16 protein-coding genes and 2 pseudogenes are annotated in these 24,353 nt (G+C 70.0%); 6 read left to right on the forward strand and 12 right to left on the reverse strand.

Going from position 1 to position 24,353, the window contains the following annotated elements:
* Window positions 1-93 precede the first annotated feature (93 nt).
* Together QMK30_RS00205 and QMK30_RS00210 are read right to left on the reverse strand one after the other, a co-directional pair.
* Complete coding sequence (locus QMK30_RS00205; RefSeq protein WP_283515030.1) at window positions 94-1,110, reverse strand: DNA polymerase Y family protein; 1,017 nt, start codon at window positions 1,108-1,110, stop codon at window positions 94-96.
* Complete coding sequence (locus QMK30_RS00210; protein ID WP_283515031.1) at window positions 1,107-4,562, reverse strand: DNA polymerase III subunit alpha; 3,456 nt, start codon at window positions 4,560-4,562, stop codon at window positions 1,107-1,109. The genes QMK30_RS00205 and QMK30_RS00210 overlap by 4 nt, the downstream gene beginning before the upstream one ends.
* A 502-nt stretch (window positions 4,563-5,064) precedes the next feature.
* Between QMK30_RS00210 and QMK30_RS00215 the strand changes: the two are divergent.
* Window positions 5,065-5,428: pseudogene (locus QMK30_RS00215) on the forward strand (PTS sugar transporter subunit IIA); the annotation flags it as partial.
* 155 nt (window positions 5,429-5,583) lie between these two features.
* On the opposite strand, the gene QMK30_RS00220 reads toward QMK30_RS00215, so the two are convergent.
* From QMK30_RS00220 to QMK30_RS00235, 4 genes are all read right to left on the reverse strand, one after another.
* A complete protein-coding gene (locus QMK30_RS00220) occupies window positions 5,584-7,398 on the reverse strand; it encodes a chitinase (RefSeq protein ID WP_502963021.1) in 1,815 nt (604 codons plus the stop codon).
* 175 nt (window positions 7,399-7,573) lie between these two features.
* Entirely contained in the window at window positions 7,574-7,942 is a 369-nt protein-coding gene (locus tag QMK30_RS38645) for a hypothetical protein (protein WP_502963022.1), read from the reverse strand.
* A gap of 90 nt (window positions 7,943-8,032) precedes the next feature.
* On the reverse strand, window positions 8,033-8,236 hold the full coding sequence (locus QMK30_RS00230; RefSeq protein WP_107014974.1) for a cold-shock protein: 204 nt from the start codon (window positions 8,234-8,236) through the stop codon (window positions 8,033-8,035).
* Window positions 8,237-8,543: 307 nt separating this feature from the next.
* Window positions 8,544-9,476 carry an ornithine cyclodeaminase family protein gene (locus QMK30_RS00235; protein WP_283515033.1) on the reverse strand — a complete coding sequence of 311 codons (933 nt, stop codon included), beginning with the start codon at window positions 9,474-9,476 and terminating at the stop codon, window positions 8,544-8,546.
* A gap of 199 nt (window positions 9,477-9,675) precedes the next feature.
* Between QMK30_RS00235 and QMK30_RS00240 the strand changes: the two are divergent.
* Window positions 9,676-10,050: pseudogene (locus tag QMK30_RS00240) on the forward strand (alginate lyase family protein); the annotation flags it as partial.
* A 123-nt stretch (window positions 10,051-10,173) separates the two neighbouring features.
* On the opposite strand, the gene QMK30_RS00245 reads toward QMK30_RS00240, so the two are convergent.
* A complete protein-coding gene (locus tag QMK30_RS00245; RefSeq protein ID WP_283515034.1) occupies window positions 10,174-12,396 on the reverse strand; it encodes an NADP-dependent isocitrate dehydrogenase in 2,223 nt (740 codons plus the stop codon).
* 421 nt (window positions 12,397-12,817) lie between these two features.
* Here QMK30_RS00245 and QMK30_RS00250 point away from each other — a divergent pair, with 421 nt between their 5' ends.
* A complete protein-coding gene (locus QMK30_RS00250) occupies window positions 12,818-14,239 on the forward strand; it encodes a PP2C family protein-serine/threonine phosphatase (protein ID WP_283515035.1) in 1,422 nt (473 codons plus the stop codon).
* 53 nt (window positions 14,240-14,292) lie between these two features.
* Here the strand turns inward: QMK30_RS00250 and QMK30_RS00255 are convergent, their stop codons facing one another.
* Entirely contained in the window at window positions 14,293-15,777 is a 1,485-nt protein-coding gene (locus QMK30_RS00255; protein ID WP_283515036.1) for a DNA-binding protein NsdB, read from the reverse strand.
* Between the two features lie 233 nt (window positions 15,778-16,010).
* On the opposite strand from QMK30_RS00255, the gene QMK30_RS00260 reads away from it, so the two are divergent.
* The 3 genes from QMK30_RS00260 to QMK30_RS00270 all read left to right on the forward strand — a co-directional run bounded on the left by QMK30_RS00260 (window position 16,011) and on the right by QMK30_RS00270 (window position 21,857).
* Window positions 16,011-17,150, forward strand: coding sequence for an aminoglycoside phosphotransferase family protein (locus tag QMK30_RS00260; RefSeq protein ID WP_283515037.1), 1,140 nt, complete (start codon window positions 16,011-16,013; stop codon window positions 17,148-17,150).
* 395 nt (window positions 17,151-17,545) lie between these two features.
* On the forward strand, window positions 17,546-19,450 hold the full coding sequence (locus QMK30_RS00265) for an N-acetylmuramoyl-L-alanine amidase (RefSeq protein WP_283515038.1): 1,905 nt from the start codon (window positions 17,546-17,548) through the stop codon (window positions 19,448-19,450).
* 175 nt (window positions 19,451-19,625) lie between these two features.
* Entirely contained in the window at window positions 19,626-21,857 is a 2,232-nt protein-coding gene (locus QMK30_RS00270) for a terpene synthase family protein (RefSeq protein WP_283515039.1), read from the forward strand.
* 176 nt (window positions 21,858-22,033) lie between these two features.
* On the opposite strand, the gene QMK30_RS38650 is transcribed toward QMK30_RS00270, so the two are convergent.
* From QMK30_RS38650 to QMK30_RS00290, 4 genes are all read right to left on the reverse strand, one after another.
* A complete protein-coding gene (locus QMK30_RS38650) occupies window positions 22,034-22,750 on the reverse strand; it encodes a glycoside hydrolase N-terminal domain-containing protein (protein ID WP_502963023.1) in 717 nt (238 codons plus the stop codon).
* A gap of 211 nt (window positions 22,751-22,961) precedes the next feature.
* Window positions 22,962-23,462 (reverse strand): hypothetical protein, encoded by a 501-nt coding sequence (locus tag QMK30_RS00280; RefSeq protein ID WP_283515040.1) that lies wholly within the window; start codon window positions 23,460-23,462, stop codon window positions 22,962-22,964.
* Between the two features lie 92 nt (window positions 23,463-23,554).
* On the reverse strand, window positions 23,555-23,953 hold the full coding sequence (locus QMK30_RS00285; RefSeq protein WP_283515041.1) for an ACT domain-containing protein: 399 nt from the start codon (window positions 23,951-23,953) through the stop codon (window positions 23,555-23,557).
* Between the two features lie 68 nt (window positions 23,954-24,021).
* Window positions 24,022-24,261, reverse strand: a complete 240-nt coding sequence (locus QMK30_RS00290; RefSeq protein WP_283515042.1) for a DUF397 domain-containing protein — start codon at window positions 24,259-24,261, stop codon at window positions 24,022-24,024.
* Window positions 24,262-24,353 lie beyond the last annotated feature (92 nt).

Below are 24,353 nucleotides of genomic sequence, written 5' to 3' on the forward strand. Positions count from 1 at the left end.
GGCCGCGATGAGCCGCTTGGCGTGCTTCTTGGGACCGGAACCCCGGCCACCAGGTCGACGCCCTCCTGCGGCCCGGCGTCGACCGCGACAGCGTCAACTCGTGGTCAAGGGCCGGTCCTGATGGTGCTGGTCATTGGCCAGAGCGGCGGGATATACGGCTCTTGGACCGAAGCGGCGGCGGGCTCGGTCCGCAGCCGCTTCGGCGGTGCGGGCACGGTCGTCACGGGGGTCCAGGGAGAGTTGATGGTGAGCGTCGTCGGCCGACAGCAGATGGTCGGCGCGGACCACAAATGCTCGAACTCTTGCGCGCTGCAGCCCGAGGGCATACAGCAGGCCCAAGGCCGTCATGGCGAGGGCGGGCGAGTGGTTGGTGGATTCCGGCAGGGGACGCACGCGCGTGGTGGAACTGCGGTCGGCGTACCGCACCGTGAGAGTGAGCCGGCCGGTGATCTGGCTTTCACCACGCAGGCGTTGGCCGATCTGCTCGGCGAGTCCCAGGACGGCCCGGTGGTGCCGCGCCGGGTCGAGGCAGTCCTGGTCCAGTACGAGGTTGGCGACCAGGCGCGCTGCCGGTTCCAGCGGGGTGACCGGTCGGGGGTCCCGGCCCTGGGCACGTTCGGCCAGCAGCCGAGCGGGGCCGACGCCGAGGAAACGTTGCAGGGTCGCGGCGGGTACGTCGGCGACCTGGCCGATGGTGTGCAGGCCATATCTGCCGAGCGTGGTCGCTGTGACGCGGCCGATCCCGGGCAGCGCGGTGACCGGTCGGGGGCGCAGCCAGCCGACGGCCTGTTCGGCGGGGACCCACGTGGCGCTTCCCGGCGCGGACGCGTCGGCCGCCATGGTGGCCAGCATACGGTTGGCCGCGAGCCCTGCGCTGCTTTCGATGCCGTACAGGCCCATCAGCCGTAGCTGCGCCAGCTGGACCAGGTCGTAGGGAGACAGGTCGAAGTACCTGAGCGCGGAGGTGAGGTCGAGTTGGACGGCTTCGGGCGAGACCGCCTGGGCATGGGGGGTGATGCCGGTCAGCAGGTCGATCGCGTCGGCGTACTGCTCTTCGTCCGGCACGGCGTGCAGGTGCAGGTGGGCGATGTGCCGTCGGTTCGTGGTCATCCCGCGCTCCCCGGGCTGGTGTGGCCCAGCTTCCTCAGGTCGGCCGAGCGGCTGCCGGCCGTTTGCAGGTCGGCGTAGGGATGCAGTCGGGCTCCTGTCGTGCTGTTGGGCAGAGTGCGATGCGGCTGCGCGGGGGTCGGGTGCGGATGACTGGCGCCGAGCAGGGCAAGGGCGGCTTCGGGGCCTTGGTCGCGGCGGGCGGCGGCGATCTCGTCCAGGTCCCAGGCCATGGTGCCGACGATGGTCCGGCGGGTGCCGCGCACCTGGACCGTGCCGCGGACCAGCAGCAGTCCGCTGTGGAAGACGGTGTGCGCGCAGGCCGGGTGGGAGTCTTCGAAGAAGGCCAGGTCGACCAAACCGGAGCCGTCCTCCAGGGTGACGAAGATGATGCGCTTGCCGCTGGCGATCGGCGGGGTCTGGGTGGAGGCCCGCACGCCGGCGACGAGGACCTGCTGACCTGTGCGGGCTCCGGCCAGGTGTACCGCGTCGGTTGCGCCGATCTCCCGCAGCAGCCGGTGGTGATGCTCCATCAGGTGCTTGGAGATGTCGATGCCCAGAGTGTTCAGCTCCGCGTCCAGGGCTTCGCGTCCGGTCATCTCCGGCAGGCCGCTCGGCTCCGCTCCTCCGACGGCGTTCGTATCGATGGGCAGCTGTCCCTTGCTCGCGGACCGGGTGCGGGAGGCCCGGTGGAGTTCAGCGATCTGCAGGAGCAGGTCGCGCCGTGTGAGACGCCCGTCATGGAGGGGACTCAGGGCGCCGATCTCGGCGAGGCGTTCGGCGACCGGCCTGGTGGGGCGGGCCCGCTGCCAGAAGTCCGACAGGGATCCGTACGGCTGGCCATCCTCGATCCGGGCGCACTCCTCCTCGCTGATGCCACGCACTGCGGACAGCGCGAGCCGCACGCCCCAGCGTTCTCCTTCGGCCCGCTCCACGGTGTGCTGCGCCTTGGAGCGGTTGACGTCGGCGGGCAGGACGGGGACGTCGCGTCGGCGGGCGTCGGAGACGAGGACGCGCTTGGGCCACATACCGGGGTCGTGTTCGAGGAGGCCGGCCAGCAGATGGGCCGGGTAGTGCGCCTTGAGCCAGGCGCTTTGCAGGGCCGGTACGGCGAAGGCGACCGCGTGGGCCCGGCAGAAGCCGTAGGCGCCGAAGGCCTCGACTGTCTTCCACACCTCGTCGCGGACCTCCGTGGTATAGCCGCGGGCGCGCGCCTCGCGATGGAACCAGTCCTTGATCCTGGGCAGCCGGTCCTTGTTCCCGAGTGCCCGCCGGGCGATCTCGGCCAGAGCACGGTCGCAGCCGGTCATGACGGACAGCGTCTCGATGATCTGTTCGTGCCAGATGGTCACGCCGTAGGTGTCGGCGAGTACGGGTTCGAGGTCCGGGTGGGCGTAGGAGGGCGTGCCGCCGTGGCGGGCGGCGATGTACCGCTCGGGCATTCCTCCGGCGACCGGGCCGGGGCGGAAGAGGCTGATGTCGGCGATGACGTCCTGCGGGTCGCGGGGCTGGAGCCGGGACAAAAGATCTTGCTGGCCGGGTGACTCCAACTGGAACAGGCCCAGCGTCTGACTCTCTTGGATGAGCTTGAAGGCGAAGACGTCGTCGAGTGGCACCTGCTGCGGGTTGTCCAGGTCGATGCGGTTGCCGGTCACCCGCTCGATCTCCGTGACGGCGTGGGCCATCGCGGACTGCATCCGTACGCCCAGGACGTCCAGTTTGATGTTGCCCAGCGCCTCGATCTCCTCTTTTGCCGCCATTGCCATCGGGTAGTCGCCCTGAGGTGTGGGTTGCACCGGCAGCCGGTCCAGGAGGGTCGCGTCACTGATGACCAGTCCGCAGGGGTGCATGGCCATGCCGTGGACCAGCGCATCGAGGCCTTCCGCCAGCTCCCACAGTGGCCCGTACCGCTCCGCTTCGGCCGCCAGGGACCGCAGCTCGGGCAGTTCGGCGAGCGCGCCGGTGATGTCCGATGCCCGAAGGTGCGGGAAGCTCTTGGCGATCCGGTCGACGTCCGCCGGCTCGATCCCCAGCGCGAGGCCGGTGTCCCGCAGAGCCCGGCGGGCTCGGTAGGTCTCGGGCATCGCGGTGACCGCGACCCGCTCCTTGCCGAACCGGTCGAAGATCGCGTCGTAGCACTCCAGTCTCCTGGCGGACTCCACGTCGATGTCGATGTCAGGAAGGGAGAGTCGTCGCACGCTCAGGAACCGTTCGAACAGCAAGTGGTGTTCGAGAGGGTTGGCCGTGGCGATGCCCAGTGCATGGCAGACCATTGACCCGGCGCCCGAGCCGCGGGCCGCGACTCGGATGCCCAGTTCACGGATGTCGGCCACGACCTGTCCGACGGCGAGGAAGTACGGGTCGTACTTCAGCTGGGAAATCACAGCGAGCTCTGCGTCCAGCCGGTCGAGTGTGGCGCGGTCGCCGTCCAGGCCGCGCCGGACCAGGCCGGCCTCGCACTGCCGGCGCAGCGACCGCGCCGCGCCGTCCGCGCCGGGCTCGGCTCCGAGCACGGCCGGCTCCGGGAAGTGCGGCGTACCGAGGCCGAGGTCCGCCGCGGGATCGACGGTGCACGCCAACGCCGTGGCCGCGGTGTCCACCAGCAGGCGCTCGGCCCGCCGGGCATCCGCCCCGGCGCACTCCGCGATCCGCCGCGCGATGTCCGCCATCGACTTCTCGTCCTTGAGCCAGCGCTGCCCGCTGTCCAGACGGCGCCGGTCGATGGGCCGCAGAAACCGTGCGGCGTCCAGGACGTCGGCCAGCCGGTGCTGGTCCGGGTCGGCGTAGCGGACGGCGTTGGAGAACACGGCGGTGGTGTCAGTACGGTCGGCCAGTGCCAGGGTGCGGGCGGCGAGCCGCAGCGAGCCAGGCCCGGTGCCGGGCTGGTCGTGCCAGACCGTCTCCAGCCGGACCCCGTCGCCGAAGATCTCCCGCCATGGCGCAAGCAGCTTCGCCGCGACGTCCTCCCGGCCTGCCGCCAGCGCCCGCACCGGCTCCGAGAGCGGTCCGAGCAGTACGGTCAGACCGTCGCCGCCGTACTCGCGCAGCGCCTCCCACGGCACCACCACCGGCGCCGCGCCGGCCGCGGTCCCGGCGTGCGCGGCCGATGTGATGCGGCACAGCCGCGCCCATCCGGCCCGGTTCTGCGCGAGCAGCACGAACCGCAGGGGCGGCTCGACGACGTGCGCGCCACCACGCACCGGGGTGCGGCGCCGCTGCACCGGCGGCGGAGGCGCAATGGCCTCCACCGCCAGATCGACGCCGAAGAGCGGCCGGACACCACTCCCGGCGCAGGCCCGCGCAAACCGCACCACGCCGGTGACCGTGTCCCGGTCAGTGAGCGCGAGCGTCGTCATACCGCGCTCGGCCGCCCTCCGCACCAGGTGCTCGGGGTGGGCAGCGCCGTAGCGGGGGGAGTAACCGGACGCGACGTGCAGATGGGCGAAGCCCTCCATGCCGCACCTCCATCACTCCACCCTGTTTCAGTCAATTGCCCGATACGCGTATCGTACGTCCGTTCGATTACTCTAGCTCGGTCTCCCCCGGTCAGCGACCTGATCACGCACCCGACCATCGCTGCCGCGCCCGAGACGGATGGCTGAAATGGATACCCGACCGCCATCTCGGCACCACAGCAGCAGAGTTGGAGCCGCCGCCCTACGAAGGACCCACATCCGCCCGCCGTGATGACGCTCATCACCCTGCGCGGGTGCCGCCTCCACGCGAGGGCCATGTCCGTACAGCGACATGAGGTAGCCCTCAGTGAGGGGCGGGCCGTTGTCAGCCACGCATGGAACGGGTGGCGGGGCCTCTGCCGGGCCGGTGGTGCGCGGGGCCGGGGCAGGTAGGCGGCTCCCCGGGAAGCGTGTATCGATCAGTCACATGGTGGCACTGAGTGAGCTCATTCCCGTCGAGGCCGTGCGGCTGGACGTGCGGGCGGCGGACTGGTGAGAAGCGATCCGGGCGGCGGGTGAGCTGCTGGTCGCGACCGGGACCAGCACCGGCGACCACACCGCGGAAATGATCTGGAACGTGGAGGAGAACGGGCCGTACATCGTTATCGCGCCCGGCTTCGCGTTCGCCCACGCCCGGCCCTCGCCCGCCGTTCTCAGGACCGGCATGTCATGGGTGAGACTCGAACAGCCGGTGGAGTTCGGGCACGAGTCGAACGACCCCGTGGACCTGGTCGTCGCGCTCGCGGCGAAGGGCTCGGGCGCGCACACGGCCGCCATGGCGAGCCTGGCGAGAATACTGGCGGACCCCGACACGTCCAGGGCTCCGCACGAGGCACCGACCCCCGAGGCCCTCCACGCCGTGCTCGCCGCGCAGGAGGACAACCGGGGAGGCGTGGGGCTCGCCGGCGCCGCTGGGCGTCCTTCGCCGCGAGTGCGACGACCATGCGGCCGGTACATGTACGGCCCGGCAGCGCCGCCGGAGGGGTGACGGCGGCGCTGCCGGGCCAGATTCGGAAGCGACCTACGGGAGGTTGTGGACGTGCGGACCGACCGCGTTCGACCAGGCGTTGCCCGCCGTCGCGTCCCAGTTCGTCGACCACGTCATCGCGCCACGCAGGCCCGGGTAGGTCTTGGACGGCTTGAACGAGCCGCAGTTCGTGCCCCGCGTCAGGCAGTCCAACGCGTTGTTCACGATCGTGGGCGATACGTAACCGCTGCCCGCACCTCTCGTCGATGCAGGCAGGCCGAGGCCGACCTGGGACGGGGCGAGGCCACCCTCCAGCTGGATGCAGGCGAGTGCGGTGAGGAAGTCCACCGAGCCCTGCGAGTAGACCTTGCCGTCGCAGCCCAGCATCGAACCGCTGTTGTAGTACTGCATGTTGACGACGGTCAGGATGCCCTTCACCGCCAGCGCCGTCTTGAAGTACTCACCCGATGTCGACTGCATGTCGATGGTCTGCGGCGCCATGGTCAGGACCATGCCGGAGCCGGCCTTCTGCGACAGCGAACGCAGCGCCTGCGTCATGTAGGTGGAGTTGAGGCCGTTCTCCAGGTCGATGTCGACGCCGTTGAAGCCGTACTCCTGCATCAGCGCGTACACGGAGTTCGCGAAGTTCGTCGCGGAGGCCGCGCTGTTGACGGAGATCGTGCCCTTCTCGCCGCCGATCGAGATGATCACTGACTTGCCGGCTGCCCTCTTGGCCGCGACGTCGGCCTTGAACTGGGCGACGGTGTAACCACCGAGCCCGGCCGAGTCGAGATTGAAGGTGACCGCGCCCGGCGTGGGCGTCGCGTCGGCGAAGGACACCGCGATGATGTCGTACTGCGACTGCACATCGCTGAGCTTCTGCACGGCCGCGCCGTTGTTGAAGTTCTGCCAGTAGCCGGTCACCGCGTGCTTGGGCACATTGGGATTGCCCGGGTCGCCGCCGCCGGCCCCGGTAGTCCCGGTGACGGCCGCCGACTTCGCCGACTCGCCGGCCGCGTTGGCCGCGGCCACCTGGAACTGGTAGGAGGTGGAGGCGCTCAGCCCGGTCACGGTCGCCGAAGTCCCGGTCTCCGTGCGGACCTTGGCGCCGTTGCGGTAGACGTTGTAGCCGGTCGCGCCGGACACCCCGTTCCAGGTCAGAGCGACGGACGAGGACGTGGTCGCTCCGACCGCGAGGCCGCCGGGTGCGGCGGGTATGCCGGGCTCGGGGTCGGTGCCCCCGCCGCCGTCGGGTCCCACGACGGTCAGGTCGTCGGCCTGGTAGGCGGCCTGGCCGTACCAGCCGTGCGTGTAGACGGTGACGGAGGCCGTGTTGGCGCCGGTCCTGAAGCTGGTGCTGAGCTGCTGCCAGCCTGCGGAGCCCGGCGTCCAGGTCGACACATCACTCGTGCCGGTGCCGCTCGCACCGAGGTAGGCGTACGAGCCCTGCACCCAGGCGCTCAGCGCGTACGTCGAGTTGGGCTTGACCGCGACGGTCTGCGAGCACTTCGCGTTGTCCTGCCCGGACGGGGTCGCCCTGAGGGCCGCCGTACCGCCGTGCACGGGGCTGGAGACGGTGGCTCCGCTGCCGGCGGTACAGCTCCAGTTGGCGAGGCCCGACTCGAAGCCGCCGTTCTTGACGACATTGACGTCTGCCGCCTGGGCGGTTGCGGTCAGTCCGGCGACGGTGAGTGCGGTTGTGGCGACAACCGTCAATGCTCTGCCGAACCATCTTCGCGAGCATGTGGTGCGGTCCACTACTGCCTCCGGATGGGGATGACGGGGGGGGAGGTACACAAGACGACGGTGGCCACCGCTGGCGTAAAAATGGTCCAGACCAACCGGGATGTCAAGACCTCTGGCGGTCATCCGCGGAAAGCTCGTATACGAAACGTCCCGACCTCCGCACGTTGCCCCGACGGCCCCTCAGCCCGCCGCACACGCCTCTCCCACCCATGGAGCTGCGGGTTCATTTCGCGGCGCGGCCGCGGTCGTTCGCGAAATCACCAGGGGGGGTGGCATGCGACAGCGGCAGACGGCATTCTCATCGCGGGGTCAGACTGGGGTCGTGATGGGGAACATTCCCGAAGAGACGACCACTCTGGTCCGGTGCGAGGGCGAGCTGCGCCATGTGCAGGAAGCGCTCGCGCGGCACCGGCTGGTCTCTCTGACCGGGGTCGGCGGCGTCGGCAAGTCGAGACTGGCGCTGAGAGCCGCGCGGCAGGCCGCGCCGCGGTATCCGGACGGGGTGTGGCGGGCGGACCTCGCACAGCTGCGCGACGAGGGGCTGCTGCTCGCCACTGTCTCCGACGCCGTCGACTTCGCCGATCACACGCCCCGGATGCCGGTGGCCGCGCTGTGCGAGTGGCTCGCCGACAAGCGTCTGCTGCTGGCCCTGGACTCCTGTGAGCAAAGGGTGAACGGCGTCCGGGCACGGCCCGCGGGGACGAACGGCGTGACGCCCGCACCCTGGAGGGGTACGGGCGTCACGCTTGGTTCAGCCTCAGGCGGGGACGATGTTCTCCGCCTGGGGGCCCTTCTGGCCCTGGGTGACGTCGAAGGTGACCTTCTGGCCCTCCTGGAGCTCGCGGAAGCCCTGGGTGGCGATGTTCGAGTAGTGGGCGAAGACGTCGGGGCCTCCACCGTCCTGCTCAATGAAGCCAAAACCCTTCTCCGAGTTGAACCACTTCACAGTGCCGCTGGCCATATCTGTCTCCTTCAAAGGCTCAAGTCACCTCCCGCACCATGCGGGAGGCGGAGGTGATCGCCCTGGTCCGGAGATGTGCTGAACAGCAAAATCGCCCGCGAACGCGCTCACGGGCGACGGTACTTCGGAACCACGACAGCTGATCACGAAGTTACACGTCCGGACGCCAAGCAGCCACAGGAACGCTCAAAGTGAACGCAGATGTCCATGGTCTAAATACCAACAGACCACATCATTCAGTCTCGCGAATTTGTAGAACAATCGTTTGATCGCCCAGGGGGCGCTCCTCAGACCCTTCACGCCACGTTCACCGGCCCCGGTACGCGCGGGCCGCGACAACCAGGTCCTGCCAGGCCATTCCGGTGGATTTGAACAGCCGGGGACGGCCGGCGTCGGGCAGGTACCCGCCGCGCACGACATCGGCCAGCGGTACGAGAGCGGACGCGTCGAGGTCACCGTCGGCCACCGGGATGATCACGTCTCCCGCCTCACGCAGCGCGGTGGCGAAGTCCTCCACGACGACGGTGGCGCGGGTGGCCGTGGCCGTGTCGGTCTCCCGGGCTTCGGGGGTGTGCGAGCCCATGGCCACCACGGTGGCGTGCGCGGCGAGGTCGTCGCCGTCGAAGAGCGGGCTGGCGGACGATGTGCAGCACACGACGATGTCGGCGGAACGCACCGCGTCCGGGGCGGCAGCGGCGGCCGGCAGCCCGATGGACCGGCACTGCTCCACGAAGGCGTCCACCCGCTGCGGCCGGGTTCCCGCGACGTCGACGCGGCTCAGCGGGCGGACCTGCCGGACGGCCTCGGCGTGGGCCAGCGCCTGGGGCCCGGTGCCGTACAGCAGCAGCCTGCTCGCGTCGGGCGCGGCGAGGCAGTCGACCGCCAGGGCCGAGATCGCCGAGGTGCGCCGCAGGGTCAGAACAGCGCCGTCGAGCACGGCGAGCGGGATCAGCGTCGCGGCGTCGAGCAACAGATACGCGCCGGTGATGCGGTCCAGGCCGAGCTGCGCGTTGCCCGGCGCCACGCCCGCGATCTTCACACCCGCGTAACCGCCGTGCTCGGCCGGCATCAGGAGGAGCTGCCCCGCGGAGACCGGGACGTGGGTGCGAGGCGGGGTGGTCGACGGGTCGAGGCCATTGAGCAGGGCCGAGCGGACGGCGTCGATCGCGGCGTCCACCGGAAGCAACGCCTCCAGGGTCGGCCCGTCGATCATTCGAAGGTCTTTCTCGGACACGGTCATGAGATCAATTCAACCGGAGACGGCCGGCGACGCCCACCGCGGGAGGCGACCGCGAGCAGGCCGACGGGCCGGTGACCCACACGGCCCCGGCCAGATCCAGCGCACACCTTGACGTGTCTGGTTCAGACCTTTAGGTTCACCGACCATCACGCCCAAGGAGGCGCCCATCGTTCACAGACAGGAACGGATGGTCCTCCACATGCCACACCCCCACACGCCGGCGAAGAGGCGCCACCGCCGCACACCGCGCGCTGCGCTTTTCGCCACCACCGCCGCGGCCCTGACGGCGTTGGCCGCCGGTTTCCTCAGCTGGCCCGGAGCCTCGACCGCCGACGCGCCGCCCGCCACCTTCGTCCATCCCGGCGTCCGCGTCTCCCAGGGCCAGCTCGACTTCACCCGCGAGAAGGTCAACGCGGGGGCGCAGCCCTGGAAGGGCGCGTACGACCAGATGATGTGGAGCAAGTACGCCTCGCTGTCGCGCACACCCAAGCCCCGCGCGATCGTCGAGTGCGGCTCCTACTCCAACCCCAACAACGGCCGTACGGACGAGCGCGAGGACGCGATAGCCGCTTACGACCTCACCCACGCGAACAACCCCTGCTGACCCCGGGCCTTCCATGCGCCCAGCACGCGGAAAAGGTCCTGCGGACCGTCCCCCGGACGGTCCGCAGGACCATTCGCGTTACTGCGTGGAACCTCAGCCGAGGGTGGCGATGGCCTCGTTGAAGCTCTTCGACGGACGCATCACGGCCGCCGCCTTGACCGGGTCGGGCCGGAAGTAGCCACCGATGTCCGTCGGTGAGCCCTGGATCGCGATGAGCTCGGCCACGATCGTCTGCTCCTGCTCGGACAGGGAACCGGCGAGAGCCGCGAAGGCCTCGGCCAGCGGCGCGTCCTCGGTCTGCTTGGCCAGCTCCTGCGCCCAGTACAGCGCGAGGTAGAAGTGGCTGCCGCGGTTGTCGATGCCGCCGAGCTTGCGGCTCGGCGACTTGTCCTCGTTGAGGAAGGTGCCGGTCGCCCGGTCCAGCGTGTCGGCGAGGATCTGGGCGCGCGCGTTGTCCGTGGTCTGCGCGAGGTGCTCGAAGCTGACGGCCAGCGCGAGGAACTCGCCCAGGCTGTCCCAGCGCAGGTAGTTCTCCTTGACGAGCTGCTGGACGTGCTTCGGCGCGGAACCGCCGGCGCCTGTCTCGAACAGGCCGCCGCCGTTGATCAGCGGGACGACGGAGAGCATCTTGGCGCTCGTACCGAGTTCCAGGATCGGGAACAGGTCCGTCAGGTAGTCACGCAGCACGTTGCCGGTGACCGAGATGGTGTCCTCGCCGCGGCGGATGCGCTCCAGCGAGAACGCCGTCGCCGCCTCCGGCGTCATGATCTCGATCTGCAGCCCGTCGGTGTCGTGCTCGGGCAGGTACGCCTTGACCTTGGCGATCAGGTTGGCGTCGTGCGCCCGGCCCTCGTCGAGCCAGAACACCGTGGGGTTGCCGGTGGCGCGTGCGCGGTTGACGGCGAGCTTGACCCAGTCGCGGATCGGCACGTCCTTGGTCTGGCACATGCGGAACACGTCGCCGGTGGCCACGGGCTGCTCGAGTACGACGTCACCCGCGTTGTTCACGACACGGACCGTGCCGCCGGCCGGGATCTCGAAGGTCTTGTCGTGGCTGCCGTACTCCTCGGCCGCCTGAGCCATCAGGCCGACGTTGGGCACCGAGCCCATGGTCGCCGGGTCGTAGGCACCGTTCGCGCGGCAGTCGTCGATGACGACCTGGTAGACACCGGCGTAGCTGCTGTCGGGGATGACCGCCAGGGTGTCGGCCTCGCCGCCGTCCGGGCCCCACATGTGGCCCGAGGTGCGGATCATGGCCGGCATCGAGGCGTCGACGATGACGTCGCTCGGGACGTGCAGGTTGGTGATGCCGCGGTCGGAGTCGACCATCGCGAGGGCGGGGCCCTCGGCAAGCTCGGCTTCGAAGGACGCCTTGATCTCGGCGCCGATGTGCGGCACCGAGTCCAGGCCCTTGAGGATGCCGCCGAGCCCGTCATTGGGCGACAGACCTGCGGCGACGAGCGCCTCGCCGTACTGGGCGAACGTCTTCGGGAAGAACGCGCGCACCACGTGACCGAAGATGATCGGGTCGGAGACCTTCATCATCGTGGCCTTGAGGTGTACGGAGAACAGCACACCCTCGGCCTTGGCGCGGGCGACCTGGGCGGTGAAGAACTCGCGCAGCGCCGCGACGTGCATGACGGACGCGTCCACGACCTCACCTGCGAGCACGGGGACCGACTCGCGCAGGACCGTGGTGGCGCCGTCTTCGCCGGCCAGCTCGATGCGCAGCGAGTCGTCCGCGGCGATGACGGCGGACTTCTCGGTGGAGCGGAAGTCGTCGGCCGCCATGTGGGCGACGTTCGTCTTCGAGTCGGCCGTCCAGGCGCCCATGCGGTGCGGGTGCGCCTTGGCGTAGTTCTTGACCGACGCGGGGGCGCGCCGGTCGGAGTTGCCCTCGCGCAGGACCGGGTTGACGGCGCTGCCCTTGATCTTGTCGTAGCGGGAGCGGACGTCGCGGTCCTCGTCGGACTTCGGGTCGTCCGGGTAGTCCGGCAGCACGTAGCCCTGCTGCTGAAGCTCAGCGATCGCCGCCTTGAGCTGCGGGATCGAGGCCGAGATGTTCGGCAGCTTGATGATGTTGACCCCGGGGGTCTTGGCGAGCGCGCCGAGCTCGGCAAGAGCGTCCTCGACGCGCTGCCCCTCCGCCAGACGCTCCGGGAAGCTCGCGATGATCCGCCCGGCCAGGGAGATGTCACGCGTCTCCACGCTGACGCCCGCCGTCGAGGCGTACGCCTGGATCACAGGCAGGAACGAATACGTCGCCAGGGCCGGGGCCTCGTCGGTGTGCGTATAGATGATGGTTGAGTCAGTCACCGGTACTCCGCTTCACGTCGACACGTCTCGACATCAAGATATCTCCCGAGCGCGCGTTCCCGACACCGACCCCCCACGTCGGGCCGCCGGGGTGGGACAGCGGGGTGGGGCTGCCTGACCGTTCGGTCGGCGCGGGCCCCACCGTAGGGCCCGCGCCGCGCGGCCCCGCGCGGGGCGGCCGGCGGCTTCCCGCCCACCGCCGGGTGGGCGGGCCCGCAGGTCTCGGCGGGTCTGTCGGCCACCGGGCCGCGGCGGGCGACAGTGCGACCCGGTCGGCGCCCGCAAGGCCGACGGCATATGCCATAAGCACCACCGTATCGAGTGTTGCCAAATACCTTACGGGCCATACCTGCCTGTGCCACAGTCGTAACCGGTCCATCCATTCAGACAGGGCCGCGCCGCGCCTGTATCGGAGTACCAGATGCCGTCCCCCATGTTCGCGGATCATCCTGCGCAGCAGCCTCCGGAGCGGGGCATGGTCGACGCTCTGATCACGCGGACGCGCCGCCTGCGCGGTGACGTGGACGCCGTACGCCAGGACACCTCGGTGGGCGAGGAGGACCCGCGCGGTCGCTGGCAGCTCGCCCTGTGCGACCTGGCCGTCCATCAACTCGACGATCTGGGCGCCCACTTGGGGCAGCTGAAGACGGGCCTGCCCACCGAGGTGCACGAGGAATTCCCCGGACACGTCCCCACCGACCCATCGAGCAGGTCGCTGCTCAGCCGGGTCGGCAGCGCGGAGTGGAATCTGCTGACCGACGAGGTGACCTGGTCCGACGAGCTGTACGAGATCTTCGGCCGTACGCCCGAAGCCGGGCCGCTCTCCCTCGACGAGCTGCCCTCGATGCTCTTCGCCGAGGACCAGGTTTCCCTGGCCACGATGATGACCGACTGCCTGGTGGATGGGAAGGCGATCGACGGGGAGTTCCGCATCGTCCGTACCGACGAATCCGTGCGGACCCTGCACATGATGGGCGAGCCTGTGCTCGACGCCGACGGCTGCACCGCCTCCATGTGGGCGGTGCTGCGCGACGTCAGCGAATTGCGCCGAAGCCAGCGCGCGGTGCGCGAGACCCGCGACTCGATGCAGCTCCAGCGGCACATCGCACAGACCGAGCACCGGGTCGCGGTCGAGTTGCAGGAGGCCGTGCTGCCGCCGTGGCGCGGCTCCCTGCGACCCCCGCGTCCCGGACCCGGCGCGCTCGGCCTCGCCGCCCACTACCTGCCGTCCGCAACGAGTGCGCTGATCGGCGGGGACTGGTACGACGCGCTGGAACTGCCCGACGGGCAGATGTTATTGACCGTCGGTGATCTGACCGGTCATGGAGTGTCGGCCACCTCCACCATGGCGATGCTCCTGGGCGCGCTGCGCGGAATGGCGGTGGCCGGCATCCGGCCCGGGGCCCTCCTCGGCCATCTCAACCAGCTGCTCGAAGCCTCCACACAGCCCGCTCTGGCCAGTGCGATCTGCTGCCGCTACGACCCGGCCACCAGGCTGCTGACCTGGGCCCAAGCAGGACACCCCGCCCCGCTGCTGTTCCGCGACGGGACGGGGCGCGCTCTGACACCACCCGAGGGTGTGCTGCTCGGGGCGACATCCGGAGCCGCCTACGAGCAGGCCGAGGTGCAACTGCGGGCCGATGACCTGCTGATGCTGCACACGGACGGAATTTCACACCGTGGCCCCGCAGGCGATGCGGGCACCGGCAGGCTCCTGGAACTCGCGCCGCGCTTCGCCGAGGCCCGCGGCGCACAGGAGTGCGTGCGTCTGGCCGTCGAGGAGTTCGGCGAGGCGGAGCGCGAGAACGACGCCTGCGTGCTGGTCGCCAGGATCGGCGCGTAACCTGCCGCCCCGATCATTCATTCATTCCTTCATTGCCTTCCAGATCTGGATTCTCAGATCTCACTGCTCCTGTTCGTCTTCCTCGGCATCACCAGCTGGATCTCGGTCCGCAGATCGTCGATCTTGGGATAGTCCGCGTACTGGCCGGTGAGCCGGTACATGTGGCGCAGCCGGTCCCAGGTGCGGTGCGAGGAGGTCTCCCCCATCGACACCAGCGCCAGGCGTGCGTACCGGTCGGCCTGTTCCGGGTCGTCCGCGATGAACAGGGCGGAGGCCATCGAGATGTAGTCGAAGATCTTCGACCGCTGTCGGCCGTTCACCCTGAGATCGAGGGCTTCCTTGGCGTGCCGCTGCGCTGCGGCCGCCGCGGCGGGCTCGTGCTCGGCAAGCGTCCGGTAGGCCAGGGCCTGCATGCCGTGCATGTCCGCCTCGTCGAACATCTGCATCCAACTCGGCGGCGGGACATCCCCCTTGTCCGATACAAAGAGGTCCTCGGCCTCCCCCAGCGTGCGCCGCATGGCCTGACCGCGCCCCAACGAGGCCTGTGCCCAGGCCTCGATGGTGTGCAGCATGGCGCGGGTGCGAGGCAGCATCTGGTCGCCCGAGCCCGACTTGGCAAGCTTCATCAGATCCAGGGCGTCGTCAGGTTTTCCGAGATGCACCATCTGACGGGCGGCCCGGGAGAGGGCCTCCCCGGCGCGGGGGCGGTCGCCGCCCTCACGGGCCGCGTGGGCGGCGATGACGAAGTACTTCTGGGCGGTGGGTTCCAGGCCGACGTCGTGCGACATCCAGCCGGCCAGAACCGCCAGGTTGGCAGCGACGCCCCACAGGCGGCGCTGAAGATGAACGGGGTGATGGTAGGCGAGCATGCCGCCCACCTCGTTGAGCTGCCCGACCACTGCCTTGCGCTGGAGGCCGCCGCCACGAGCGGCGTCCCAGGCGCGGAACACCTCGACCGAGCGCTCCAGTGCGTCGATCTCCTGCGACCCGATGGGGGCGGCCTCATAGCGGTCGAACCCAGCGGGGTCGGCGTGCAGGGGATCGTCTATACGTGAAGCGTCGGCCGACAGGACGGGGTCGCTGTGCAGCCAGTCGTGCATGGCGCTGCTGAGTGCGGAGCCTGCGGCGAGCGCGGCGCCCGCGCCCACCAAGCCGCGTCGGTTGAGCATGAGGTCCATTCCCGTGAATTCGGTGAGGACCGCTGCCGTCCGTTCGGGCGCCCACGGCAGGCCGTCGGGATTGTCTGAGTTCCTGACGTCCCGCCGATTACCCGCGCGCCCGTGCCGGCCGAACCCGAGGTCCTCAATGGTCACGACACGACCGAGTCGCTCGGTGAACAGAGCTGCCAGCACCTTGGGCACAGGATCACGTGGGGTCTCCCCCATGTCGATCCAGCGTCGTACGCGCGATGTGTCGGTGGCCAGTTGCGGATGGCCCATGGCCGCCGCCTGCCGGTTCACCAGTCTCGCGAGTTCGCCCTTGGACCAGCCGGCCAGACCGAACAGATCTGACAGGCGGGTGTTGGATTCTCCGGTCACGTCAAGCCCCCAGGTTCTCGGCTGATTCGACAGTAGCCCCGTGTCAGATGCGTCGGGGATATTCGCCAGGGTTCGCCAGGGTGCGCCAGATGGTGTGCCACCCGTAGCCGGGTGTCAGTTAGGAACGCGCCACCCCGGCCCGACAACCGGACGGCATTCCCCAGGGTGTTGGTCGGTTGCCGGGACGGGCGGCGCACGTAATCAGTCGGCGCGCGAAGGGATCTGTACCGCCCATGTACACAGCATCGTCCTCCGTGTCCGCCCCGCCTCGGCCGTACCGTCCCATGGCGACGGGCAGCGGACCGTATCTCGACCCCAACCACGCCACAGCGGCGGCGCTCGGCGTCGGTCGGGCCCGGCGCGCTCCAGGGCTGGGTTCCCAACCGCTCAGCGGGAGACTCGACTTGTCCGGCTCCCAGGGCGCGCAGCTGCGCATGGCGATCGCCTCGGTGCACCGGATCTGTCCGGAGTTCAATCCGGTACAGGTACTGCGCCGCAGCGGCCGGTCCGTACTGCTTGTCGGCACCACAGGCCGCACCAGCGCGGTCGCCAAGTGTTTACTCGACCACTCCCCCGTGTGGGTCGAGCGGTTCCGTCACGAAATAGCGGCATACCGCGCCTTCGTCCGGCAGCGTCCACCCGTGCGGGTGCCCCGGCTCATCGCCGCGGACCCCGACAACTGCACCCTGGTCATCGAGCGGATGCCCGGCCGGGTGGCCTCACTCACCCGGCATCCGGCCGAGGCCCCGCCGCGCGCCGATGTGCGTGCCGCCCTCGGCGCGATCGCCCGGGTCAACGCGTGGCGGCCGCCGGCCGGGATGTTCGACGCGCCGCTCGACTACGCGCCGCGGATCGCCCGCTATCACGCGCTGGGTCTGTTCACCGACCGGGATCTGGGCGATCTGCAGAAGCTGCTGCACGGCGTCGGCCGACAGAGCATGGGGCAGTTCTGCCACGGTGACGCGCTGCTCTCCAACATCCTGCTGTCGCCCGCGGGGCCCGTGCTGGTCGACTGGGAGCACGCGGGCTGGTATCTGCCCGGGTACGACCTGGCGACGCTGTGGGCTGTGCTGGGCGACGCACCGGTGGCACGGCGGCAGATCAGTCAGCTGGCGCAGGCCTCGGGGCCCGCGGCGCGGGACGCGTTCCTGGTGAACCTGATGCTCATCCTGACACGGGAGATCCGTACCTACGAAACGGCTGTGCAGCGCACCATGCACGACACGGCTCCCGTGTCGGTGAACGGCGCCGCAGGACAGCCGCCGGCCGGCGCACTGCCGACCGGTGAGGAGCAGCGGCTGCTGTTGCGGCGGCTGCACGACGACTGCGCGCTGGCACGGCGGGCCGTGCGCGCGGCGGTCGGCACGCGCTGACCGCGTGACTGGGGGGAGTGCACTGGCCCACCCGGGTTTGGTCACCCGGGTGGGCCAGTGCGCGTCCGCGTGCCGCGCGGAACGCGGCCGCCGACCGACCGCATCCGCACAGACGCGTTTCGCCGTGCGGTCATTGGTCCACTCCACTGACGCGCCGCAGGCCCGGACGCCACCGGTGCGTAACTCCGCCGGACCCGCGCTGACGTGCGAACTCCTTATGGCTGAGCCTCGTTGACGGATCGCCGGCGAGCCGATACCCCTAGTCCAGTCCGGCCCCGCAGGCCCCGTCGCGCACCACCCGTTCCTGGAGGCTGCATTGCTAGGATCCGCCCCCGCCCCCTCGCCCGTACGACCAGGAGTCGCCCGCAGACGCGCAGGGCGTACGGGGGGGCTTCGTGGCGACCGCCGCCCTGTTGCTGCCCCTGGTCTCGGCTTCTCCGTCCGTCACCGCCGAGCAGCCCGCGTCCGGCGCGCTGCAGCGCGCCTTCGCCGCGGCCGCCGCGCGCTACCAGGTGCCGCAGAGTGTCCTGCTCGGCGTCGCCTACCTGCAGTCCCGCTGGGACGCGCACGGCGGGGCGCCCAGTGTGACCGGCGGCTACGGTCCGATGCACCTCACCGACGCGAGGACGGCGCTCGCTGAGGCCCCGCACCACAGCCAGGGCACGGAGGACGCGCGCGGCGACACCGCGCGGGCCGTCAGGAAGGCCGCGAAGGCCGAGCTGCCCAAGGCGTCCGAACTCCACGCCAGGCTGCGCACGCTGGACCGCGCGGCCGATCTGACCGGGCTGCCGGCCGACCGGCTGCGGCAGAGCACAGCGGCGAACATCGAGGGTGGCGCCGCGCTGCTGGCCGCCGCGCAGAAGGAGCTGGGGCGGCCATCGGGCGGTGACGCGGCCGACTGGTACGGGGCGGTCGCGCGTTTCTCCGGAGCCGACGACACCGCCAGCGCGACGACGTATGCCAATGACGTCTACGACGTGCTGCGTACCGGCCAGCGGCGCACCACCGACGAAGGCCAGCAGGTCGCCCTGCCCGCCGCCCCCGGGCTCGCGCCCGGCGACACCGACCTCGCGCGGCTGGGGCTGCGCACCGCCGACGCCGGGCGCACCGAGTGCCCGCACACCGTGGCGTGCGAGTGGATTCCCGCGCCGTACAAGGAGTTCGGGGAGGGCGACTACGGCAACCACGACAAGGCAGACCGCCCCAAGAGCCAGGGGATCGACTACATCGTCGTCCACGACACCGAGGCCACCTGGGACACCACACTCAAGCTCGTCCAGAACCCGGAGTACGTGTCCTGGCAGTACTCGCTGCGCTCGTCGGACGGGCACATCGCCCAGCATGTGCCGCTCAAGGACGTGGCCTGGCACGCGGGCAACTGGTACATCAACTCCAAGTCGGTGGGCCTGGAGCACGAGGGCTTCCTGGTGACGCCGGACGCCTGGTACACGGAGGCGATGTACCGCACGTCGGCGCGGCTGGTGAAGTACCTGGCGAAGCGCTACGACATCCCGCTGGACCGCCGGCACATCCTGGGCCACGACAACGTCCCGGGGACCTCTGCCACGACCATCGCCGGGATGCACACCGACCCGGGCCCGTACTGGGACTGGGCGCACTACTTCCAGCTGCTCGGGAAGCCGTTCACCAGCACGGCGGGTCCCAACAGCGGCGCAGTGACCATCCGGCCCGACTACCAGAAGCACCGGCCGCCGTACACGGGCTGTGTGAAGGCCGGTGAGGCGTGCGCCGCGCACGGCTCGGGCGCCGTCCGGCTGCACACCGCGCCAGCGGCTGACGCCCCGCTGGTGAAGGACAGCGGGCTGCGGCCCGGCGGCCAGGACTCGAACATCGGCGTCAACGACACGGGCGCCCGCGCTTCCACCGGGCAGCAGTACGCGGTCGCCGGGCGGCAGGGCGACTGGACCGCGATCTGGTACCTGGGGCAGACGGCCTGGTTCCACAATCCGCGCGAGCAGCCGACCGCGGTGAACGCCAAGGGGCTGCTGCTGACGCCCAGGAACGGCGCCGCGGACGTCGCGGTGTACGGGCGCGCCTATCCGGAGGCGGCGGCGTACCCCGCGAACGTCCCGGTGCAGCCGGTCACGCCGCTGCCGTACAAGCTGCTCGCAGGGCAGAAGTACGTGGCGGGCGAACGCGCCCGCGGGGAGTACTACTTCGCACCGACCTTCGAAACCGCCGGGCATCGGGTGGTGCGGGGCAAGGAGGCCTACTACGCGATCCAGTTCGGGCACCGCGTCGCCTTTGTCAAGGCGTCCGACGTGCGCGTGGTGAAGTAGCGGAGACCTCCGCGTCCACAAGGGGGACCATCGGCTGTTCGAGTCGACGGTCCCCCTTTCGAGTGATAAATCAGGTCGGTGCGTGGGCCGTTCGGGCGACGGGTAGGGCTGCCCCGGAATCGACCGGTCCGCGCCACGGCTGTCGCGCGGACGCCACTGGAAAGGCCGAACGCACATGGCTCAGCAGCCCTTCACACTGCCGGACTTCTATGTTCCGTATCCGGCGCGGCTCAACGCGCACGTGGAGGAGGCCCGCAGACACACCAAGGACTGGGCACGCCGCATGGAGATGCTGGAGGGATCGGGCATCTGGGAGGAACACGACCTCGACGCCCACGACTACGCGCTCCTGTGCGCGTACACCCACCCGGACTGCTCGGCCGATGTGCTGGCGCTGGTCACCGATTGGTACGTGTGGGTCTTCTTCTTCGACGACCACTTCCTGGAGACCTTCAAGCGGTCCCTTGACCGGGAGGGCGGGAAGCGGTACCTGGACCGGCTGCCGGCCTTCATGCCGATGGATCTGGCCGACGGTACCCCCGAGCCGGAGAATCCGGTCGAGGCGGGGCTCGCCGATCTGTGGGCGCGGACCGTGCCGAGCATGTCCGCGGCATGGCGGATGCGGTTCGCCGAGGCGACCGAGCATCTGCTGAACGAGTCCCTCTGGGAGCTCTCCAACATGGACGAGGGGCGGATCGCCAACCCCGTCGAGTACATCGAGATGCGCCGCAAGGTCGGCGGCGCGCCCTGGTCGGCGGGCCTGGTGGAGTTCGCGGCGGAGGCGGAGGTCCCGGCGCCGGTCGCCGCCTCCCGACCGCTGTGCGTGCTGCGCGACGCGTTCTCCGACGCGGTGCATCTGCGCAACGACTTGTTCTCGTACCAGCGCGAGGTGGAGAACGAGGGCGAGAACAGCAATGGTGTGCTGGTCCTTGAGACGTTTTTGGGCTGTACGACACAGGAGGCGGCCGACGCCGTCAACGATCTGCTGACCTCTCGGCTCCAGCAGTTCGAGAACACCGTGCTGACCGAACTGGGGCCGCTGTGCGCCTCGATGGGCCTCACATCCGCCGAGACCGCCTCCATCCTCGCGTACACCAAGGGTCTGCAGGACTGGCAGTCCGGCGGCCACGAGTGGCACATGCGCTCCAGCCGCTACATGAACGACGGCGGGGTCGCGGCCGGGGCCGGGGCCGCCAAGTCAGGCTGGGCCATGGCCGCCGCTTCGATCAACTTCACCCCCCGGGCCGAGACGGCCCGCCGGCGCAGCCACACCCATGTGCCGTACCAGCACGTCGGCCCGTCCCTGCTGCCCGCCTTCGATCTCCCCTACGACGTCACCCTGAGTCCGCATCTGTCGGGCGCGCGGGAACGCAACATCGAGTGGGCGCACCGGATGGGGATTCTCCAGCCCCAGCCGGGGCGTCCCGACTCGCACGTCTGGGACGAGCGGCGGGCGCGCAACATCGATCTGCCCCTGTGCTCGGCGGGTCTGCAACCGAGCGCGACGCCCCAGGAGTTGGACCTGTCGTCGAACTGGCTGACCTGGGGCACGTACGGCGACGATCTGTACCCGGTCATCTACGGGCGCACCCGCGATCTCCCCGGGGCGCGGGCGGCCCATGAGCGGCTGCTGCTCTTCCTTCCGCTGGACGGCGGGCCGACACCGGAGCCGTCCGACGCGATGGAGCGCGGGCTCGCCGATCTGTGGGAGCGCACGTCGGGGCCGATGAATGAGGCTTCGCGGATCACCTTCCGCAAGGCGGTCGAGGACATGCTGGAGAGTTGGCTGTGGGAGCTGGCCAACCAGGCGCAGAACCGCATCCCCGACCCGGTGGACTACGTCGAGATGCGGCGTTTCACCTTCGGCGCCGACCTGACGATGCGGCTGTGCCGGCTCTCGCACGGGGACCGGGTGCCGCCGGAGATCTACCGCAGCGGGGCGATCCGTTCGCTGGAGAACGCCGCGGTCGACTACGCCACGCTGCTCAATGATCTCTTCTCGTACCAGAAGGAGATCGAGTACGAGGGCGAGGTGCACAACGGCGTCCTCGTCGTGCAGAACTTCTTCGACGTCGACTACCCGACAGCCATGGCCATGGTGCACGACCTGATGAAGGGACGACTGCGCCAGTTCGAGCATGTCATCGAGCTCGAACTGCCTCTGCTCTATGTCGACTTCGCGCTGGACGGGGAGGCGCGCGAGATCCTTGACGGCTATGTGCAGGAGCTCAAGGACTGGCTGGCCGGAATCCTCAACTGGCATCGTGACTGCGTGCGTTACCGCGACGAGGATCTGCGGTCGGGCACCGGGGGCGCCCCGTGGCACCTGAGCGGTCCCACGGGGCTGGGCACTTCGGCGGCCCGGGTCGGGTCGCTGCTGGGTCAGTCGGCCGCGGTGAAGGTGTAGCGCTGCCCGCCGTGGGCCCGGAATCTCTTCTCACCGCCGGTTAACAGGCCGTTGCGTACGGTCAGTTCACCGGAGCGGCGGGCGGTGAGCACGATGCGTCGGGCCGCGCCGCCGCGCCAGGTGATGTCGACGGTGACGCCGCCACGGGCCCGCGAACCAGGCGCTGTCTGCGCCGGTCACGGTGAGGCTGCCGTCGGCGCCTGTGGTGATGGCGCCGCCCTGTGTTCGGAGGCGGATCTGGGCCTCGAAGCGCAGCCCGTTGTCCTGCAGCGCACCGCGCACGGTGATGCGGTCCCCGGCGGCGGTGGCAGTGAAGTCGGTGCGCGGTGAGGCGTGGCGCAGGGTGGAGGTGACCTGCCCCGGCCGGTCGGCGCGCTGAGCCGTCCGGCGATGAAGTGGCCGGGGAACGACGCGAAGAACTCCCTCTGGTGGCGCACTTCCTGGTGGGTGTACGCGACGGAGACGACGCCGGTACGGATGTCGAGGGCGCGCCGGTAGGAGGCGCCGGGCGCCGCCCGTGCGCCGGGCACGTCGAGCCGCAGGTCGCCAAAGGTCTGGTAGGCGCCGTAGCCGCGGCGCGGCTGGCCGAGCTCCTTGGCGGCGGCGGCCGGGTCGATCGCGCCCTGCTCGTCGAGGCGCTGTTGTGCGGCGGCGAGTCTGCCGGGGCGTGGGGTGGTCCAGTTGCCGGAGTCGTAGCCCCGCGCCGAGCCGGGGCCGCCGGTCCACAGGGTCTTCTCGTTGAACTGGAGCCGTTCGGATACGAGTGCGCCGAATACGCAGGCCCCGAGAGCGCCGTTGCCGATCGGCAGGGCTTCATGCTCCCAGGAGGCTGCCGGAGAGGTGTACCAGAGCGCCCATTCATCGGAGGTGTCCGCTGCGACCGCTTCACCCATGGAGAGCGTACCTCCGGGCGTCAGAGCACCTGTTGCCCCGAGTGCGGTCTCCATCGTAGTTCTTCGACTGATCCGCTTAGTCATGCTGCGACGCTAAAGGTCCAATGACTGACAGGACAAGATGCACGAAAGACCGGCCCTTGACCAAACAGGGCCGGCTCTTGGACGAAAGTGGGTGGGAGTGCGCTGCGGGCGGCGCGCGGGCGGTCGATCAGCCCTGCTGGAACATCTCCGCCGGCAGCGGCTTGAGCAGCGTGTACAGATCATCGGTGATCGGCCGGTCCCAGCTGGCGATAGTGACGAGGACATTGTCGCTGCGGTCGAACTGCACGCAGGAGATGCGGCTTTCGGAAAGCTTGAGGCGGCGCACGATCAGCAGGTTGTCGCCCTGCATGACGGGCATGTCCTCGGTGCTCACCACCTCGACGGGCTCGTCGTTCTCCAGCGCCGCGAGCAGCTGCGCCACCTCGAAGGGCACCTGTCCGTCGACGAGGTCGCGGGCGGACGAGCCCTCGGGCAAGTTGCCGATGACCATCGCGGGGCCGCGGCCGCCGAACAGGTCGTAGCGCAGGAAGACGCCCTGGCAGCTTCCGTCGGGGGCGGGAAGCAGGCCTGCTCCGAGGTTGCCCGGCCAGTCCCCCGGGTCCATGGCCAGGACGTCGAAGTCCGGGCCGGCGGGTGTGGCGGCGGGGCGGCGGCGGAGGAAGGACATGGTGCCATGGTACGTGGCCGGGGCTGGCCGCCTGAGCCGGGGCGTCCCACTCCGTGGACGGTCTAGCGCCTGCCCGGGCGCCCGGGCAGGCGCTAGGCGGAGCGCTCCGCCAGCCCCTCCAGGAGCGCGACGGCCCCGGCGGCCAGCCCGTGCGGCACGAAGAGGTGGTCGTGGTGGAAGCCCGCGACGACGTTGCAGCTCACCCCCGCTTCGGCCAGCTCGCGGGAGACGGCCGCGGTGAGGCCGACGGCGTCCAGCGCGGAGTGCACCCGCAGGGTGATCCAGCCCGCCTCGTAGTCGTACGGCAGGTTCGCCGCGTCGGCGTCCTCCTTGCGCACGACGAGGGTCAGCCCCTCCGGCTCCGTCACGGTGACGACCGGCGTCAGGCCCGGCGGGACGCCGCCCGCCACGGTGGTGAAGACATACCGGCCCGGGTTCAGTTCGGGCCGTATGCCGCTCAGCAATTTCCTCAGTTCGCGTTCGCCGCTCATGATCACCAGGATACGGCCACCGCGACCGAACCCGAGGTCGCCACGGGTGAGGACCTCGGGTGAGCGCCTCAGGTGAGGTCGAAGGCGCCGTCGCGCGCGTTCAGTACGAAGGCACGCCACTCGGCCGGGTTGAAGATCAGTGAAGGGCTGCCGGGTTTGGTGGCGTTGCGCATCGCGATGAACCCCTCGACGAAGGCGATCTGGACATCGCCGGCCCCCTGACTGCTCGACTGCCAGTCCGCTTTGCTCAGATCCAGCTCCGGCTTGTCCCAGCCCGCACGCCGCTGCTGAGTGGTGCTCTCGGCCACGTCTGCTCCTCCCGGTTCGTCGTCCGTGGGTCAGACTAGCGATCGCCACCGGTCCGGGACAGGCCACGGCAGGAGTACCGCGGCCCGTCCGG

It is taken from the genome of Streptomyces sp. H27-C3, from assembly GCF_030063415.1.
GTDB lineage: Bacteria > Actinomycetota > Actinomycetes > Streptomycetales > Streptomycetaceae > Streptomyces.